Raw genomic sequence first — 17,791 nt, forward strand, 5'->3', positions numbered from 1 at the left:
AACTAGGAAACTAGCGCACCGGCAGTGGGCTAGCCAGGTAATCGGCGCCGGTGAGCTCGCCGTTGTTGAAAGACAAGACCCACACAGAAGACTTCTTGAACTTCAGCTTGTCCACCGGCTTTTTAAGGAACTTTGGGGCGAGGTCCTCGATGATGCCGGGGATGGTGCCGCCTTGGCTGACAATAACGGGCACCCCGCCTTCGTTTACCACGCGGCGGAAGGCTTTCTTGGCTGCTTCTGGGTCGTTTTCCCAAGCCTCGTCGCCAAAGTTCTTATTGATGGAGATGTCCTTGCCCAGTTCGTCGGCAAGCGGGGCAGCTGTCTGCTGGCAACGTTGGGGCAGCGCAGAGTAAATGGCAGTGGGCTGATAAGCGCTGAGCATCGGGACCAGCATTTCCGCTTGGCGACGCCCCTTCTTATCAAGCGGCCGCAGGTTATCATCGCCTTCCCAGCTGCCGCTTTCATGCGCGTGGGCGTGGCGGACATAAAGAACGCGCGTGGCCGGCGCGATGCGCAGGCGTTTGGCGGCTTTAGCCACCACTGCGGTATCTACGTCGTAGGACAAGAGATTTTGCGCCTCGTCGATAGGCAGCCAGCGCAACTCATCGGTCTCACTATTGGCGGAATAGGTGCCGCCCAAATACTTAGCGACCCAGTAGTAGACGACCTTGGTCCGCCCCTGGACCGGATAGGTTACCTTGCCAATGAGTTTGCCTAGCCGGACGCTGAATCCGGTCTCTTCCAGGATTTCCCGTGCTGCTGTGGTGGGCAGTGACTCGCCGGGATCGACCTTGCCTTTGGGCAGGGACCAATCATCGTAATGGGGACGGTGGATTAGCGCGATTTCCGGTTCCTGCGGAGAACCACGCCAGATAACGGCGCCGGCGGCAAGGGTAGTGCGGTGGAATTCTTTGCCTGGATCCACCGGGATTTCTTGATGGCGACCGGAAATGAATTCCTCGTGCTGTTGATCCTTGTCGGTTTCGTGCATCTTTTTAATATTGGGCATCGTCTGCCTCCACGGGGCCTTTCCACAGTAACTGGCTTCATTTAAACAACGTCTAAGCGCCCATTGTCCCACGGGTTAGGCGCGGTGTGCATCCCTGCCACACGGTCGGACAGACATGCTTTAAAGTTGAGGTTATTGCTTTGCACGTTTGGAGGAGACACCATGGTTAATGTTGCGGTGATGGGTGCCGGTTCTTGGGGCACTACCTTGGCCAAGGTCTTTGCGGATGCCGGAAATGACGTTCGCCTGTGGGCCCGCCGCGCAGAGTTGGCACAAGCTATCAACGAGACCCACACTAATCCGGACTACTTGCCGGATACCCGCCTACCGGCGGCTGTGCGGGCGACTCATGATGAAGTGGAAGCATTGTCATGTGCCGAGGTCGTCGTATTCGGCGTTCCCTCCCAAACCTTGCGCGGCAACGTGGAAAAGTGGGCCCCGCATCTGCCTCAAAACGCAACCTTGGTCTCCATTTCCAAGGGTGTGGAGACCACCACGCTCAAGCGCATGAGCGAGGTCATCATGGATGCGGCGGGAGTGCCAGCAGACCGCGTGGCGGTACTTTCTGGCCCGAACCTGGCTAAAGAGATTGCCGCAGGCCAAGTGGCCGCCACAGTAATCGCCTGCCCAGATGAGGAACGCGCAAAGCGCGTCCAGGCGGCGGTGGCCGCGCCGTACTTGCGCCCGTATACCAACACCGATGTTATTGGTGCGGAAATCGGCGGCGCCTGCAAAAACGTCATCGCATTAGCCTGCGGTATAGCCTCTGGCAAGGGACTAGGCAATAACACCATGGCCACCATCATTACCCGCGGTTTGGCAGAAATTACCCGCCTCGGCGTGGAGTTGGGGGCGGATCCATTTACCTTCTCCGGCTTGGCTGGCTTGGGTGACTTGGTGGCAACATGTACCTCGACATTGTCGCGCAACCGTACTTTTGGCTATCGCCTGGGCCAAGGCGGCACCATTGAAGAGGCCAAGGCCGCCACCAACGGGCAGGTTGCGGAGGGCGTCTACTCCTGTGATTCTATCTACCGCCTAGCCCAGCAGGCAGACGTAGAGATGCCGATTACCCACGCGGTTTATGGTGTCTGCTACGAGGGCATGGCGGTGGAAGATATGATCATCGCTCTGATGGGTCGGTCCAAGAAGTCGGAGTAGGTCAAGGGTAAAATCTGCGGGCATGACTGAAAAGACCCGCGTGGCCGTTATCTATGGCGGCCGTAGCACCGAGCACTCCGTATCCTGCGTCTCTGCAGGTGCGATCATGAATCACCTCGATCCTGAAAAATTCGAGGTGGTGCCTATCGGCATCACCCGCGAGGGCACGTGGACGCCCGGCACCACTGAGGGACTAGAGATTGTCAATGGTGTCATGCCAGAAGTCAGGCGAGGGGCGGAACTAACGCTTTCCCTGGATCCTAATGCCAGGGGCCAGTTCCATAACGTCACCGATGGCACGCTCTTTGCTGAGGTTGATGTGGTATTTCCCATCCTGCACGGGCCCTTTGGTGAAGACGGCACCGTCCAAGGTCTCTTTGAGCTCTCCGGCCTGCCCTATGTCGGGCCGGGCGTATTGGCTTCCTCGGTGGGGATGGATAAGGAATTTACCAAGAAGGTGCTGGCAGCGGCAGGCCTGCCGGTCGCGCCCGAGGTAATCCCCAAAGGTCGCACCGAGCTCAGCGAGGAAGAAAAGCAGCACCTAGGGTTGCCCGTCTTTGTAAAGCCCGCCCGGGGCGGATCATCAATCGGCGTATCCAAAGTGAATAGCTGGGAAGAATTCCCCGCAGCCGTTGACCTTGCTCTAGAAGACGACGAGAAAATCCTGGTGGAGCCAGAAATCGTAGGCCAAGAGGTAGAAATCGGTGTTTTGCACTATGCCGACGGCACACTGTTGGCGTCTGTTCCAGCACTGCTGGCGGGCATTGATGATTCTGACGAGGGCTTTTATGGCTTTGACACAAAGTACCTCGATAATGTGGTTACCGCGGAAATCCCTGCGCCTTTCACGCCTGAGTTGACCGAGAAGCTGCGCGACATGGCTGTTCGCGCATTCGAGGCCCTAAATTGTGAGGGCCTATCCCGGGTGGATTTCTTCGTTACCGAAGATTCCGTGTACATCAATGAAATCAATACTCTGCCGGGCTTTACCCCGATTTCGATGTATCCCCAGGTGCTCGCCGCTTCGGGTGTGGAGTACCCCGCTTTGCTTGAGGCCCTCATTGAGCAGGCGCTAGCAAAGTAGGGACGGAGTACTTTCTACTTTTCAGCGGTGTGCTTGGCGAGTACATCGCCAATCTCCACCAGTGCCGCTTGCGCGGCATCCTGTGGGGCGTGCAGGGCTAGGTAGTTTTCGCGGCCGAAGGCGAACCACGTGCCGGCTGTGGTGCCGTGGGCCAAGGTGGTGTCCTCGAACCACGGAATCTCGTTGACTTGCTGCAGCTTTACCCCAGCACGATAGTTTTCGGGCTTGGCCACACCGCAACGGGCCACGATGTCTTCGCGGCCATCGGCGCTCCACACAAAGGTATTCTTCTCCGCAACCTCGCGGCGGTGGTAGCCCTCGGCCACCGAATCAGGCAGGGCCTTTGCGATATCGGCGCACCTTTGCTCATCGCCCGCCTTGAGCTCCTTGAGCGGGGCCTTATGAGCGGGGGCAGGCTTTTCTTTGAGTTCTGAGAGGGCGTCGTTAAGCTCGCCCGGCTCGGCGTCGGTGGGGGCAGTAACGGCGACGATAGGGAAGCGCTGCGCCGCATACCAGGTGGTTAGGTTGGATCCCGGCGTGGCATCGCGCACCTTGTACCACTTTTCTCCCTCTAGGTCTTGGGTCTGGGCATACTCGGTGTACTGGAAAGGCATGTCCACGCCGCAGCGCACGGTGACCTTATCCTCAGAGTTAGCTGCCCACGCAGCGACACCGGAGGGCACAGGCTCGGCAATGTCTGCGCGCGGCTTATCCATGACCTCATCCGGCAGGGAGTCGATAAAGCTATGGCAGGCTTGTGAATCTGCTTCCTTGGATTCCACGGGGGAGACCGCCACGGGTGCTTTGGCGATGTTATTGAATACGTACTTTGCGCCGAAGAGGACCGCCAGAACCATCACTATGGACAACCCAAGTGAAATGAAGATCGCGGTGCGGTTAAATTGGGATGTCATAAGGGCTCATAGTATCGAAAGGACGCTGGTGAACTTAACTCAGACTCTCGCAGAGGTGGGAGAACGCAACGCCATTCGGGAAATTACCTCTGTGGCCTCGAGCAGGCTCAACGGAGATGACGCGGCGGTATTGCCTAGCACACCACCGAATTCCCGCACCGTGGCAGCCACGGATTTGATGGTGGAGGGGCGTCATTTCCTGCGCGAGTGGTCTACCCCGCGCGAGATTGGTAAGAAAGCTATCTTGCGCAACTTCGCCGATGTTGAAGCCATGGGGGCGCGACCCGTTGCTGCCCTTTTAGCCATCGCCGCGCCAGGTGATACCCCAGTGTCCTTCGTGCGGGGCATCGCTGAGGGCATTGCGGAGCATAGCTCTTTCTATAATGCCGAGTTGGTGGGCGGTGACCTCACGAAGTCTGATCTTTTGGTCATCAACATTTCGGCCGTGGGTTTCCTCGGCGGCAGCCTTCCTGCCCTGACCTTGGAGGGTGCGCGGGCAGGCCAGCACGTGGTAGCGCATGGCAAGATTGGCCACTCGGCCGCCGGCTTGGCCTTGTTAGAGCGCTTCGGCCGACAGCTCCCCGCTGGGTACGAGCACCTCCAGCCGCTTATTGACGCCCATTGCGCACCCTGGCTCAATCCCGGCCGCGGTGTCATTGCCCGCGCCGCTGGGGTTACCGCCATGACGGATAACTCCGACGGCTTGATCCAAGACTGCACCACGATGTCTGAACACTCTTGCGTACATATGGATTTGGATCCGCAGGCTTTGCAGCCGGAAGATTTGCTGTGCCAGGCCGCAGACCTTGTGGACCGTGACCCGTGGGAATGGGTGCTAAGCGGCGGTGAAGACCACACATTAATAGGCACGACCGCGAAAGACACCCCCTCCGGATTCCGGAAAATTGGCACCGTAACTCGGGGCTGCGGGGTTACGGTGGGAGGAAAGACACCGAGCTATCAGAAAGGCTGGCGAAGCTTTTAAATATGCACCCCACCTATCACCCTTCATGGGAGCCGGTGCTGGCGCCGGTAATAGAAGAGCAATGGCCACGGATTTCTCACGCCCTTGAGGGCCAGGAATATCTGCCCCCAGCTGAGGATGTTTGTCGCGCGCTGCGCATGCCACTGGATGAGGTCCGTGTGCTCATCGTGGGCCAAGACCCGTATCCCACCCCAGGGCATGCCATGGGCATGGCCTTTTCTACTCGCCCCGGCGTGAAGCCCCCGCGTTCTTTGGTCAATATTTACCGTGAACTTCACGATGATGTGGGGATCAACGGCCGAGAGGACGGCGATTTGAGTGCTTGGGCTGACCAAGGCGTATTGCTACTTAACAGGGTGCTGACCGTAGCCCCAGGCCAAGCAGGCTCGCACCGTCGCATCGGATGGGAAGAAATCACCGAGGCTGCCATCCGCGCGCTCAACCGCAGCCCCATGGTGGCGATCCTCTGGGGCCGCGATGCGCAAGCGTGTGAGCGCTTTCTTCCCGACGTCCCGTGCATCAAGTCTCCACACCCCTCACCGCTTTCTGCCAGCCGTGGCTTTTTCGGTTCTAGGCCCTTTTCCCGGGCAAACGCCCTTTTGCGGGACCAAGGCGCGCAGGAAATAGACTGGCGCTTGTAAACTATTGCGCATGTCATATCCCAGCACGCTGGATTCCTGCGGTCTGCGCAATTGGGCTACCCGCGCCGTGGGGGAATTAGCCCATCGCCGCGAGGAAATTAACGCCCTCAATGTGTTTCCCGTACCGGATTCGGATACTGGTTCAAATATGGCGCACACCATGGAAGCAGCGGTTGCGGAGCTCGACAAAGGTGGCGATGTAGCTGATTCCCTCGCGCGTGGGGCACGCGGAAATTCGGGCATGGTGTTGTCTCAGGTTCTGCGCGGCGTAGCGGAGTCCACGGTGGACTCAGTTATTGACGGTTCCGTTTTTGCCCGTTCTTTGCAGCAGGCCGTGGAGTTGGTGGACCGAGCCATCGCCGAGCCAGTGGAAGGCACGGTTATTACGGTTTTGCGTGCAGCAGCGGAAGCCGCCGACGACTCCGCAGCGCGTCCTGGCGCGACCTTGCACGGCATCGTCAGCGGCGCAATCTCGGCCGCTCGGACTGCTCTAGAGCGCACCCCATCGCAATTGCCAGCCCTGCAGGAGGCTGGAGTAGTGGATGCTGGCGGAGCCGGCCTCGTGATTCTCTTAGAGTCCCTTCTCGCGGAGATTGAGGGCTCTACTGGGCATGCAGGTCTACCCGCCCCAGAGGAGGTCACCGTGCTGGAAGTGGTCTTTTTCTATGAAGGAGATATCGACGCGCTGCAGGCGGCAATTGCACCGATGGGAGATAGCTTGGTCATCGCTCGCGCTACCGAGGACAGGGCTAATGTGCATATCCACTCTCCGCAGGCGGGCGCCGTCATTGAGACAGCTTTTGCTAAGGGAAAAGTGACCAACTTGCACCTTGAGGTGCTGCCGGCTCCCACCGAACCCGCCGCCGAAGAATCAGTTGTTCGCCGGGTATACGCAGCCGCGCCGGCCGGGCCTATTACCGATCTTTTGGAATCTGCGGGCGTTACCGTTGTGCCACCGGAGAAACCCATTGCGGCCGAAGAGGAGGATATTGTCCTAGTTACGGGGCTGAGCTCGCAGACTGGTGCCGGGCGAGTAGTGCCTGCACAGTCGCTAGTTGCTGCCTTGGCCGCTATCTCTGTCAATGAACCTAATAACCCAGATACCGGTGCTGTGGTCGCTGCTATGCGCGATGCAGCCAATTCCATGCGCGTAGCTTATCCCAGCCAGGAAACCCTTGCGTCAATCAGCGCCACCTGTCGCGATCTCTTGGCAGAAGGCGGGGAGCAGGTCACCATCTTAAGCGCCCTTGACGTAGATGAGGAGGATTTGGGCCAACAGCTACATGTGGATGTGGTGGCGCTTAACGTTCCGGATATTGCAACCGAAATCGGAGTGGAGTAGCAATGCTCGGCTGGCAGGACAACCGACCGTTGACGGAGGTTCTTGCGGCGAAAGACGCCGCGAAGATTACCAAGGCGTTGGGGTATGAGACCTGCGGTGAGCTTTTGGCTCACTATCCGCGAGACTATATTCGCCACAACAAGGACGTGGGCCTAGGAGACGCTGCGGAGGGCGATATCGTCACCGTTACCGGGACTATTACCGGCTTCAACCGGCATGACAGGGGCAAGACCACCATCATCAATGTCCAGCTCGATGACAGCATTATGGCGACTTTTTTCAATGCCAATTACGTCATGCGCATGCTGCATCGCGGACAGCGCGTCATGATGAGCGGCAAGCTCAAATTCTTCCGCAACCAACCGCAGCTGCAACAGCCAGACTTTGTGGAAATCGATGCGTTCGGCCGTCCCGATGGTGAAGTGGATGACTACCGCCAGCCGGCGGCCGAATCTGGAAAGAAGAATCGGCCCAAGGCCACCGGCTCATTGCGGAACCTCTCGCAGTTTGGGAGGCTCGACCAGCTCCTTTTGGAACGAGAATGGATCCCGGTGTACCCAGCCACGTCCAAGGTGACCTCCTGGTACATCATGGGGGCTATTCACTACGTCCTATCTAAGACCCCGCCCATCGAAGAGCCACTGGATTATCAAATGATAATCAGCCTGGATAACGCGGTGCGGGAAATTCACGAGCCTGGTAAGGCAGGGCCTTATCGTGCTATCCAAAGGCTTAAATATAACGAGGCTTTGTCAATTGGCTTGGTGATGGCATTGCGCCAGCGCGATGCGGAAGCTCGAACCGCTCCGACCATGCCGGCAACCTTAGGCGGCTTCCGCGAAGAACTGCTAAGCCATTTGCCTTTCGAGCTCACCCAAGGGCAGCGGCGTGTTATCAGTGAGATTGAAGATGACCTAGCCCGCCCATTGCCCATGATGCGTTTGCTGCAAGGCGAGGTCGGCTCGGGCAAAACCATGGTGGCTACCTGCGCTATGCTGCAGGCTGTTGACGCAGGAACTCAGGCGGCGTTTCTAGCGCCTACTGAGGTGCTGGCTTCCCAGCACGCTGCCTCCATCGGAACCGCTGTTCCTGAAGGCGTCACGGTGGTACTTCTCACCGGCTCGATGCGCACTGCGGATAAACGGCAGGCATTGCTGGATATCGTTTCCGGAGATGCGGACATCATTATTGGAACCCATGCCATCATCCAAGACACAGTGGAGTTCTTCAACCTTGGACTAGTGGTAGTAGATGAGCAGCACCGGTTCGGCGTAGAGCAGCGCGATAGCCTGAGACTGAAGGCTAACGAGGGGCTAAGTCCTCACGTACTGGTGATGACGGCTACGCCGATTCCTCGCACCATCGCGATGACCGTCTTCGGCGACCTTGCCGTATCGACCCTTACTGAGCTGCCTGGTGGCCGCAAACCTATTCAGTCAGCGGTGGTAGCTGAGTGGCGCCCTACCTGGGTATTGCGCGCCCTTGAGCGGATTCGCGAGGAAGTGGCCCACGGCCACCAAGCCTATATCGTCTGCCCGCGCATTGAAGGAAAAGGCGGAGTGCTAGAGCTTGCGGAGCAGCTAGAAAACGGGCCGTTTAAAGGGCTGCGCATAGCAATCTTGCATGGAAAGATGCCCAATAAAGACGAGGTTATGACGTCATTTGCTAGGGGAGAGATCGATGTCTTGGTCTCTACCACGGTCATCGAGGTGGGTGTGGATGTTCCCAATGCTACGGTGATGCTCATCCGTGAGGCCGAGCATTTCGGCGTCTCCCAGTTGCATCAGCTGCGTGGGCGTGTGGGACGAGGCGGCAATGCCTCTATTTGTCTTCTGCACACTATGGCAGGCGATAACACTCCGTCCTTCCGCCGCATCAATCAGATTGCCCAAACCTCGTCCGGATTTGAGCTGGCCGAGCTCGACTTGCGTCAGCGCCAAGAGGGAGACATTTTGGGCACCATGCAGTCCGGAACACACCGTACGCTGCGGCTATTAAATCTGGCGGATGACCAAGACATTGTGGAACGCACCCATACGGATGCCCGCGCAATGGTGATGCGCAATCCCGAGTTGGCCGAGGAACTCACGCGCAACTTGAGTGAAAGCGAACAGGAATACTTGGAGAAGAACTAAGACAGGTTAACCTAGAAGCATGAACGTCCTTGTCCCCTTTGCAGGCATCTTCCGCTGCCAGGTGAATGGGGGAGGCACCGTTGATATCGGCGTCGCGCCCGCGATCGTCGACGCCACGGAACTAGTCGCTTCCGTAGCGAGCCCAAGACTAAGCAAGGCATACCGCATTGTAGTCGCTGGCTTGAGGGACGTGGTAGCCGGAGACCTTTTGATGGAGATTGGAGAAATATAAATGACGCGCATTATTGCCGGCGAGGCCCGCGGCCGCACCATTAAGGTGCCTGCCGAAGGAACCCGGCCTACTGCAGACCGTGCCCGTGAAGGGCTTTTTTCATCCCTCGCGGCACGGTGGGGCTTTGCCGGTTCTTCGGTTCTCGACCTATTTGCTGGTTCCGGTGCACTCGGCCTTGAGGCAGCTAGCCGTGGAGCAGAAGAAATTGTACTAGTGGAATCTTCGGCGGATGCGGTGAAGATCATTCGGCATAACATGGGCGTCGTCAAGCACCCCGGCGTGCGCGTGCAAGAGATGAAGGTAGGCACCTACCTGGCAAGTGCCCCGCGGCGGCACTTCGATCTGGTGTTGGCGGACCCGCCCTATGCTTTTGATGAGGTAGATGAACTCATCGCCGCCATTGAACCGGTGTTAAGTGATAACGCCATGGTAGTCATTGAGCGCCACGTTGATTCCGCAGCAACTGCGTGGCCTGCAGGTTTTGAGCCCACTGGTCAGAAACTGAAGAAGCGTACCTTTGGCATCGCGCGCATGGATATGGCGGTCTATACCCGCCCTGGCAGCGAGGAAACCGAAGACTAAACCCCTGAAGAAAAGGAAGCGACAAAAGCATGACTAAGGCCGTGTGCCCAGGATCATTCGACCCCGTGACCTTAGGTCACGTCGACATCATTAACCGCGCTAAGCAAATGTTTGATGAGGTCACCGTATTGGTAACCGGTAATCCTGACAAACCCTCCGGGCTCTTTAGCGTGGATGAGCGTATGGAACTAATTCGCCAGAGCGTGGATTCTTCCATCAAGGTGGACTACTGCTCTGGGCTTTTGGTGGACTACACCACTGAGCATGGGGTGGATGTTTTGGTGAAAGGGCTGCGCAGCTCCCTAGATTATGAATATGAGCTGCCTATGGCGCAGATGAATCGGCGCCTTTCCGGCATTGATACCGTCTTTTTGCTCACGGACGAAAAATACGGCTATATCAGTTCCTCACTGTGTAAGCAGGTGGCGAAGTTTGGCGGGGACGTGACCGGCATGTTTCCTGAAGCCGTAGGCCGTGCGGTAAAGGAGAAATACCGAAAGTGAGCCTAGCACTGGTCATTTTTCTCGTTGTGGTCGTAGGTTCGACCCTCCAGCGAGTATCTGGAATGGGCCTCGGTCTCATCGGCGGTCCTATTCTCATGCTGATTATGGGGCCGGTAGAAGGAATCTTGGTCATCAACGTTTTAGCCTGCATTAATGCGGTGCTGACCACTTATTCCGTGCGCGAGAATGTGAGCTGGAAGAAATTTGGACTCATAGCCCCGGTCATGGTGATTGGTTCCTTGGCCGCGGCGCTGCTCATTAGGCGCATGGATACAGCAGGTCTTATGATCGTTGTGGGCCTTGCGCTTCTGGCCGCGCTGACGGTAGTGACCTTTGGCAAGAAGTTTGTCCCGGCAATGGAAGGCAAAGGCCCAGCTATTTCCGCGGGCATCCTCGGCGGCTTTACAATACCTTGGCCGGTGTGGCAGGCCCAGTTATTACCGTCTACGCGCAAGCGGCAAAGTGGCCTCAGCAAGTGTACGCAGCTACGCTGCAACCCATTTTTGTCGTAGGCGGATTCTTTTCTGTCATGACAAAGACGCTTACGGGGGCGGCACACTTTGATGGTTTGCCCTGGGTAATGTGGCCCGCCGGAGTTATGGGAATGTTCGTCGGGATTTGGGCCGGCACCCGCATCGCGCAGCGTGTGCCCCGGGAGAAAGCCCGCGTGCTCTCGCTTAGTGTTGCCGGACTGGGCGCAGCGAGCGCATTGGTTCGCGGCCTGGTGAGCCTCGGTTAAACACCTCCACCATGAACAAGGCCCGTCGCCTCTGCAGAGACAGAAGCTGACGGGCCTTTGCACAGTCAATCATGTGCTATGGGCTTAGAGTAGATTGGCCAAAAAGTCCTTGGTACGTGGCTGTTGCGGATTATCCAGCACTTCAGCGGGGCTACCAGACTCGATGACCACGCCGCCGTCCATGAAGAAGACTTTATCTGCCACCTCGCGGGCAAAACCCATCTCATGGGTGACTACGAGCATGGTCATGCCCTCGGCCGCGAGATCCTTCATTACGCGTAGTACTTCGCCGACAAGCTCTGGGTCAAGGGCTGACGTGGGTTCGTCGAAAAGCATGAGCTTAGGATCCATGGCTACCGCACGAGCGATGGCAACGCGCTGCTGCTGGCCGCCGGAGAGCTGTACGGGGTAATTATTGGCCTTGGAGGCTAAGCCAACATCCTCGAGCAACTCCATGGCGCGGGCGCGGGCGGTTTCCTCTGGGATTTTCTTCACCTGCACCGGTGCCTCAATGATGTTTTCAATCACCGTTCGGTGGGGGAAGAGATTGAAGGATTGAAAGACCATGCCGATATCGGAGCGCTGCTCGGCGGCTTCCTTTTCGCTGATCTCATAGAGGGTGCCGTTTTTCTCGCGGTAGCCAATCAGCTCGCCGTCGACGTATAAGCGCCCGGCCGTTGCTTTGTCCAAGTGGTTAACGCAGCGCAGGAAGGTAGACTTGCCGGACCCCGAAGGTCCTAAAAGGCAGGCCACCTCGCCGGCTTGGACCTCGAGGTTAATGCCTTTGAGGACTTCAAGCTGCCCGAAGGACTTGTGGACGTTCTGGGCAGAAATCATGGGAGTAGCCATTATTTTTGAGCCTCCGAAATCACGGATACGTTGCGGGGAATGGTTCCTTCAGCATCTGCAAGAGCAGCTAGCTGGCGGCCGGTGAGTTCGCGGGTTGCACCGCGCTCAAAGCGGCGCTCCAAGAAGTACTGACCCACCATAAGTAGGGAAGTAACCACGAGGTACCAAGAAGCCGCGACTAATAGTAGTGGGATGGGCTGGAAAAGGGCGGCGGAAATATCCGTGGTACGGCCGAAGATTTCCTCTGTATAAGGAATGGCCACCACGAGGGAAGAGGTCTTGAGCAAGGAAATAAACTCATTGCCCGTAGGGGGAATGATAATGCGCATGGCCTGCGGAAGGACGGTTCGGCGCATGGTCATCCACCACGACATGCCGAGTGCCTTGGAGGCCTCCTTTTGGCCCTCTGGAACGGAAGTGATGCCCGAGCGCACAATCTCAGCCATATAGGCCGCTTCATTAAGTCCTAGGCCCATCACCGCAAGGAAGAAGGCGTTGGTGAGGATGGTCTGCAAAGACACCTCGGTAAAGCCTAGGTTGATGGACTGGTAGATGGCAGAGAGCAGACCCCAAAACACCAGCTGGACATAAATCGGCGTGCCACGGAATACCCAGAGGAAAATCCAGGAGACGGCGCGCAGCACCGGGTTAGGTGACATGCGCATGACCGCAAGCACGGCACCACCGATAACGCCGATGATCATCGACAAAATAGTGATGGCGATGGTGTGCAGGGAAGCGAGCGCGATGCGCTTATCAAAGAGGTACTGGAAATAGGTTCCCCAGCCAAAAGCCTCGTTGCGGGCGGAGGCAATGATGAACCACACTCCCAGCACGATGAGTAGACCAGCGAAGACCCAGCGCCATGGATGGCGCAGCGGGCGGGCCTCGATCTGCGCGGGTTCTTCTTTAGGCTTGGCCGTAGCCGGCGTCGCCGCATTCTCATTAACCATTGATCGGCCTTTCATTAATCATTGCCTGGTCTATTAATCCATCCTCGATGCCCCAGCGGGACAAAATTTCTGCATACTCGCCGGTTTCGATGAGGTGCTGCAGCGCTGCGGCCGATGCCTTGCCCAAATCGGAATCTTTAGGAACTGCGAAGCCATACGGCGAGGCTTGGAACATATCGCCTACCTGCTGCATTTTTCCCTCAGAGCGATTGACCGCCCACGCTGTGACCGGGGAGTCCGCAGACAGGGCATCCGCGCGCCCCATCAGGACGGCCAGCGCGGCGTTATCCCCGGTGTCATAAGACAAGACGGTGAGATCGCCATTACAAGCTTCTTGCTTAGGGCGAACATCATCGGTTTCGGAGACCGTTGTGCGCTGCACTGCGACTGTCAATCCGCAGGGGTTATCGGGGTCGACCTTCCTAGGCCCGTCCACGCGCTCGGCCCACTGGATACCGGCGTAGAGGTGGTCTACAAAGTCGAATTCATTCCGGCGGTCTGGGTTATCCGTAAAACCGGAGACACCCATATCGATCTGGCCCGATTGCACGGCCGGCAAGATCATGGAGAAGTCCTGCTCCAAGGGCTGGAAGTCGAGGCCCAAGACACCTGCTACAGCGCGGGCTAGGTCAAGCTCGACGCCTTGGAGGGCTCCGTGGGAATCCTTAAGCTGAAATGGCGCGTAGGGCGGGTTAGTGCCAGCGGTGAGGACGCCATCATTGTCGTCATACATGGCGGCAATCTCCGGTACTACAGAGGTGTGGGGTTCTTCCCAGCCCTCTGGAGTGGAATCTTCCTCGTTGGTGACGCAAGCGCTTAAACCCAAAGTTGGGATAAGGACCGCGGCAATTGTAGCGCGGCGAGAAAACGTGCGCGGCATTATTTCTGCGCCGTCCTTTCATCTATGGCGCGTGCTTTCTTCAGGTCAATGAAAATGAACGCGGAAACGATAAGAGCGCCGATGATGAACATGCCGATGATAATGCCGCTGGAGGCATCCTGGTCAGCACCCCACGGCCACAGTGCACGCAAAGAACCGAGCATGAAACCTGCCATGGCCATCAGCGTAGGGGCTCGGTGATGATCCAGTAAGAAGTTCAAGACCTTGATAAACGCGGCGAGGCCGCACAAGGCACCCAGCGCAAAGACGGCTATGGTGCCAAGATCTCGATCCGATACAGCGCCGATGATGGGTTGGTACAGCCCCATGGTCAACAAGATGAGCGAGCCGGAAATGCCCGGCAGGATGAGTGCGCACACAGCAATGGCGGCGGCAAAGAAAACCACGATAAGGCTGGGGTTCTCATGCGGCTCGGAAGTAAAGCCGGTGATAAAGAAGATGGCAATAGTGGCGATCACAAACGCAATGATGGAAGAAGGGCGCAACCGCTCCTGCTTGGACAGCATAGACAGTGGTACGAAAATAGACACGGCAACCATGCCCAAAAATAGTGCCCCGGACGCGGATACGTGATTTTCCACGAAGTTAGATAGCACGGTGGACATTGCGAAGACTGCGATAAACATGCCGACTGCTACGGAGACAAGGAAGCTCCACTCGACTCTCTTGAAGCGACCAGAGATGAGGTCATTGGCATTGTGGACTGCGCGTTCATAAATACCCACGATGAGCGCCACGGTGCCACCGGAGATTCCGGGCACAAGTTCGGCCATGCCGATGAGGGCACCGCGGATAGCGTTCAAAATGTATTGCATAAATTTAAAATCTACCTGGGAGAGGGCTGGAGTGGCGGGCGACTGGCCTAGGCGGGCGGGGAGAAAGTGCTTCCCGGTGGTGGCCATGTGGACCGCTGTTAATAGTGATGCATATCTTTCATTGAAAGGCGATTGGTTATCCGTCACGGAAAGGGACGTGATTTCTCTAACCGTAGAGGTGAAACAATCATTGAGGCGAATCCTCGTTCATGAATATTCTGTCAGAATAATACACTTAAGTGCAACTATGCAGTTTGGGGCATGGTAGGCGCGGCCTCCTGCAGTCAGGGCTGTTTTATATGGAAGAAACTATAAGTTTCCCATTATTCAGTCTGGTGTTTACGTAGGCGTCAACTAACTGAAAGATTGACTGCCTACTATTTCCTGCGTATTCCCGTCTTTCTCCCGTGCAAATATTCCTTTTCAGTGACCAAGGACTCTCTATGAAGAATCGTTTTGTCCTGCCCGCGGTGACTGTCACCGCGGTGGTGGGAAACCTCATTTTTGTGCCGGCAGCAAGTGCTGCGGAGGGGGCGCCCGAGGGGGCGTCGCCAAGCGAAGGCTCTCGTTTTAGCATCGGTGTACTGCCGGATACCCAGTTCTATTCGCGCTATTCCACCCCAGAGACCGGCAACCTGGCCCAAGCTCGCTACGGCAGCGAACCCTACTTGGCGCAAACCCAATGGTTAGTGGACCATCAAGACGAGTTGAACATGGACTTCGTCACCCACCTGGGTGATGTTGTAGACCAGTGGAACGTGGAGGGCGAATGGCAGGTGGCTGATAAGGCCATGCAGGTCCTCGACGATTCGGACTTGAACTATTCGATCCTGCCAGGCAACCACGATATGGACGTGGAGGGCGCGGCAGCCCACCCGTATGACAAGTGGTTTAGCGCCGACCGCGCTAAGGCCGCCAACTCGGAGACTTTTCAAGAGCGCTACACCGCCGTCAATAATGACTCCGAGGCGCATATCTTTGAAGCCGAAGGCCAGAAATATCTCAATCTAGCCCTGGGCTGGCGCGCTGATGAGAAGGCTATTGCCTGGGCACAAGGCATCATTGATAAGCATCCAGACCTTCCGGTCATTGTGACCACTCATGAGGCCCTCAATATTGATGGTGAAGGAAACGTCTTCTATTCCGATGACTATGGCAAGGGATTGTGGGATAAGTTCATCAAGAGCAATGATCAGATCTTTCTCGTGATGGGCGGCCACCACCACGGTGCCGGATACCGCGTGGACAAGAACGATGCAGGACATGACGTCGTTTCCATCTTGCAGGACTATCAGATGGCCTACCAGGGCGGAAATGGTTTATTAGGCGTGCTCGAGTTTGACCTTACGGGCAAGCAGCTGGAGATGACCGCGCTTTCGCCGTGGGTGGCGCAAAAGCCGCATGAGGAGCTCACGCAGTTCGATAAGCTCACCTTGGATGATAAGGGCGATAGCTATAGCATTCCGTTCGATTTTGAACAGCGTTTTTCCTCCTTCGCCCCGGAATTCACCGTGGGCGGGGGCCACCAGCCGGACCTAGCGCAGCGCGCCCGCGACATCGCCGCTGAGGGCTATAGGCCATACACCATTGGGGAGGACGAGCTTCCTAAGGGCGCGGACGATTTTGCCACAAACGACCACACGGTATTCCACTGGCGCCCGGGCGAAGCGCGAGACAAGGATGGGCATGCGCTTGTCGATGGCGCCCCTGCCGGCCGTGGCACCACCATCCCCGACATTGCCAGCGATTCTGGCAGCGACCTGCATCGCGCTGGCGCCATGCTCGGAGACAGGGTGACCTATAGCACCGACCATCACCCGTTGTCCTCTGATGCCGGCTCCCTCTTCTGGTCTGACCCTGCCGGCAAAGTTGGCAATGCCGAGTTCCGTACCGATAAGGGCGCGGCTGCCAATAGCGTCGATACCACCAAGGGATATATCTTCGAATCCTTTGTCAAGATTCCGGAGGATTTCAACGGCGCACAGCATGGTTGGGGAAGTGCGCTCAGCCGTGACTCTGCCATCAATAAACTGGTAGACGGCTCCGAGGACACGGACCCAACCGTCATGTTCGGTATCTCTAACCTCCGCGAGCTGCGCTGGTGGGCGGAGCCGAAGCAGGGAAGCGGCTCTACCGTGTGGTCCCACGAGGTTCCCAAAGACGAGTGGATGCATATCGCCGTGGTCAATGATCCCGAACGCGATAGCGTCGAAATGTTCATCAACGGCGCGCCCATCCTGCGCAATGCCGTAGGCGCCGAGGGGCTCCTCCCTCGCGACCTGCAGTGGGTCATGGGTGGTGGCTTTGACAACCAGCGCCCACAAGACCCGTGGTATGGCTGGATCGGCGAGACCCGCCTGACTCAGGGCGTCCTGGGCAAGGATGAATGGCTTACCGCCCGTGCACACAATAATGGCGAGCCGGCCGATACCACGCAGCCCGCCACGGATGGCTCCGCGTTGAGCTCCAGTACGAGCTCGAAGCCTGCCATCTTAGGAGCAATCCTTGGTATCGCAGGGGTGGCTGGCCTCATTGGACTAGCACTGCCGCAACTGAAGGCTTCCATCCCGCAGATTAACGCGCTCCTGCGTAAGTATCACCTCCCGACTCTGCCCGAGTTGGGCTAAAGCACTGGGTAGAGGGATTTTGCAGTATCAGGCTTTAAAGCTTTAGCTGCACCAAAGCGCTTAGGTTCTTCGCCATAAGGGGAGAGAACCTAAGCGCGTTTTGGTTTTTAATCTTCGCCCTGCTTGGAGAGATAATCCACCTTCCACCAAAACCAAGCGGAGGCTCCACCCAACACGACGGGTATCCAGGCTAGGGAAGGGGATTGCACGGCCATCATTGCCAACAATGTAATGAGCGTCAATGCAGTGAAAACTATCGCTTTAATTCTTTCCATTCGCAATCGGTTCATGAAATCTCCTCAATGTGGAAGGTATGCCA

17 protein-coding genes and 1 pseudogene are annotated in these 17,791 nt (G+C 57.3%); 11 read left to right on the forward strand and 7 right to left on the reverse strand.

Features of this window, described 5'->3' with window-relative positions; translation table 11 throughout:
• Positions 1–10 precede the first annotated feature (10 nt).
• Positions 11–1,009: a bifunctional NUDIX hydrolase/histidine phosphatase family protein gene (locus tag QP990_RS05770; RefSeq protein WP_239208458.1), complete on the reverse strand. Its 999-nt coding sequence runs from the start codon at positions 1,007–1,009 to the stop codon at positions 11–13.
• Positions 1,010–1,171: 162 nt separating this feature from the next.
• Here QP990_RS05770 and QP990_RS05775 point away from each other — a divergent pair, with 162 nt between their 5' ends.
• Together QP990_RS05775 and QP990_RS05780 are read left to right on the forward strand one after the other, a co-directional pair.
• Positions 1,172–2,170 (forward strand): NAD(P)H-dependent glycerol-3-phosphate dehydrogenase, encoded by a 999-nt coding sequence (locus tag QP990_RS05775; RefSeq protein WP_023021677.1) that lies wholly within the window; start codon positions 1,172–1,174, stop codon positions 2,168–2,170.
• 22 nt (positions 2,171–2,192) lie between these two features.
• Complete coding sequence (locus QP990_RS05780; protein ID WP_200287609.1) at positions 2,193–3,254, forward strand: D-alanine--D-alanine ligase family protein; 1,062 nt, start codon at positions 2,193–2,195, stop codon at positions 3,252–3,254.
• 14 nt (positions 3,255–3,268) lie between these two features.
• On the opposite strand, the gene QP990_RS05785 is transcribed toward QP990_RS05780, so the two are convergent.
• Positions 3,269–4,168 carry a DUF3515 domain-containing protein gene (locus tag QP990_RS05785; RefSeq protein WP_239208460.1) on the reverse strand — a complete coding sequence of 300 codons (900 nt, stop codon included), beginning with the start codon at positions 4,166–4,168 and terminating at the stop codon, positions 3,269–3,271.
• Between QP990_RS05785 and QP990_RS05790 the strand changes: the two genes are divergently transcribed.
• The 8 genes and pseudogenes from QP990_RS05790 to QP990_RS05825 all read left to right on the forward strand — a co-directional run bounded on the left by QP990_RS05790 (position 4,116) and on the right by QP990_RS05825 (position 11,327).
• A complete protein-coding gene (locus QP990_RS05790; RefSeq protein WP_284798696.1) occupies positions 4,116–5,153 on the forward strand; it encodes a thiamine-phosphate kinase in 1,038 nt (345 codons plus the stop codon). The two genes, QP990_RS05785 and QP990_RS05790, sit on opposite strands and share 53 nt — an antisense overlap.
• 2 nt (positions 5,154–5,155) lie before the next feature.
• Entirely contained in the window at positions 5,156–5,794 is a 639-nt protein-coding gene (locus QP990_RS05795; protein ID WP_023021673.1) for a uracil-DNA glycosylase, read from the forward strand.
• Between the two features lie 10 nt (positions 5,795–5,804).
• Positions 5,805–7,136 (forward strand): DAK2 domain-containing protein, encoded by a 1,332-nt coding sequence (locus tag QP990_RS05800; RefSeq protein ID WP_284798697.1) that lies wholly within the window; start codon positions 5,805–5,807, stop codon positions 7,134–7,136.
• Positions 7,137–7,138: 2 nt separating this feature from the next.
• Complete coding sequence (locus QP990_RS05805) at positions 7,139–9,271, forward strand: ATP-dependent DNA helicase RecG (protein WP_239208466.1); 2,133 nt, start codon at positions 7,139–7,141, stop codon at positions 9,269–9,271.
• Between the two features lie 19 nt (positions 9,272–9,290).
• Positions 9,291–9,503, forward strand: coding sequence for an acetyl-CoA carboxylase biotin carboxyl carrier protein subunit (locus QP990_RS05810; RefSeq protein ID WP_200287600.1), 213 nt, complete (start codon positions 9,291–9,293; stop codon positions 9,501–9,503).
• Positions 9,504–10,085, forward strand: a complete 582-nt coding sequence (gene rsmD, locus QP990_RS05815) for a 16S rRNA (guanine(966)-N(2))-methyltransferase RsmD (RefSeq protein WP_200287598.1) — start codon at positions 9,504–9,506, stop codon at positions 10,083–10,085.
• A 29-nt stretch (positions 10,086–10,114) separates the two neighbouring features.
• Positions 10,115–10,588, forward strand: a complete 474-nt coding sequence (coaD, locus tag QP990_RS05820; protein ID WP_023021668.1) for a pantetheine-phosphate adenylyltransferase — start codon at positions 10,115–10,117, stop codon at positions 10,586–10,588.
• A pseudogene (locus QP990_RS05825) lies at positions 10,585–11,327 on the forward strand (sulfite exporter TauE/SafE family protein). Before coaD ends, QP990_RS05825 begins: the two are co-directional and overlap by 4 nt.
• Before the next feature lie 84 nt (positions 11,328–11,411).
• On the opposite strand, the gene QP990_RS05830 reads toward QP990_RS05825, so the two are convergent.
• Genes QP990_RS05830 through QP990_RS05845 form a run of 4 tightly spaced genes read right to left on the reverse strand, consistent with a single transcriptional unit; the run spans position 11,412 to position 14,845 of the window.
• Entirely contained in the window at positions 11,412–12,176 is a 765-nt protein-coding gene (locus QP990_RS05830) for an amino acid ABC transporter ATP-binding protein (RefSeq protein ID WP_023021666.1), read from the reverse strand.
• Complete coding sequence (locus QP990_RS05835) at positions 12,176–13,129, reverse strand: amino acid ABC transporter permease (protein WP_023021665.1); 954 nt, start codon at positions 13,127–13,129, stop codon at positions 12,176–12,178. The genes QP990_RS05830 and QP990_RS05835 overlap by 1 nt, the downstream gene beginning before the upstream one ends.
• Entirely contained in the window at positions 13,122–14,009 is an 888-nt protein-coding gene (locus QP990_RS05840) for an ABC transporter substrate-binding protein (protein ID WP_023021664.1), read from the reverse strand. Before QP990_RS05840 ends, QP990_RS05835 begins: the two co-directional genes overlap by 8 nt.
• Positions 14,009–14,845: a DUF368 domain-containing protein gene (locus tag QP990_RS05845; RefSeq protein WP_034656484.1), complete on the reverse strand. Its 837-nt coding sequence runs from the start codon at positions 14,843–14,845 to the stop codon at positions 14,009–14,011. Before QP990_RS05845 ends, QP990_RS05840 begins: the two co-directional genes overlap by 1 nt.
• Before the next feature lie 443 nt (positions 14,846–15,288).
• Between QP990_RS05845 and QP990_RS05850 the strand changes: the two genes are divergently transcribed.
• Complete coding sequence (locus tag QP990_RS05850) at positions 15,289–17,472, forward strand: metallophosphoesterase (protein WP_284798701.1); 2,184 nt, start codon at positions 15,289–15,291, stop codon at positions 17,470–17,472.
• Between the two features lie 107 nt (positions 17,473–17,579).
• Here the strand turns inward: QP990_RS05850 and QP990_RS05855 are convergent, their stop codons facing one another.
• On the reverse strand, positions 17,580–17,762 hold the full coding sequence (locus tag QP990_RS05855) for a hypothetical protein (protein ID WP_239208474.1): 183 nt from the start codon (positions 17,760–17,762) through the stop codon (positions 17,580–17,582).
• Positions 17,763–17,791 lie beyond the last annotated feature (29 nt).

Origin of the sequence: Corynebacterium sp. MSK071 (assembly GCF_030232125.1) — a bacterium.
Taxonomy (GTDB): Bacteria; Actinomycetota; Actinomycetes; order Mycobacteriales; family Mycobacteriaceae; genus Corynebacterium; species Corynebacterium kefirresidentii.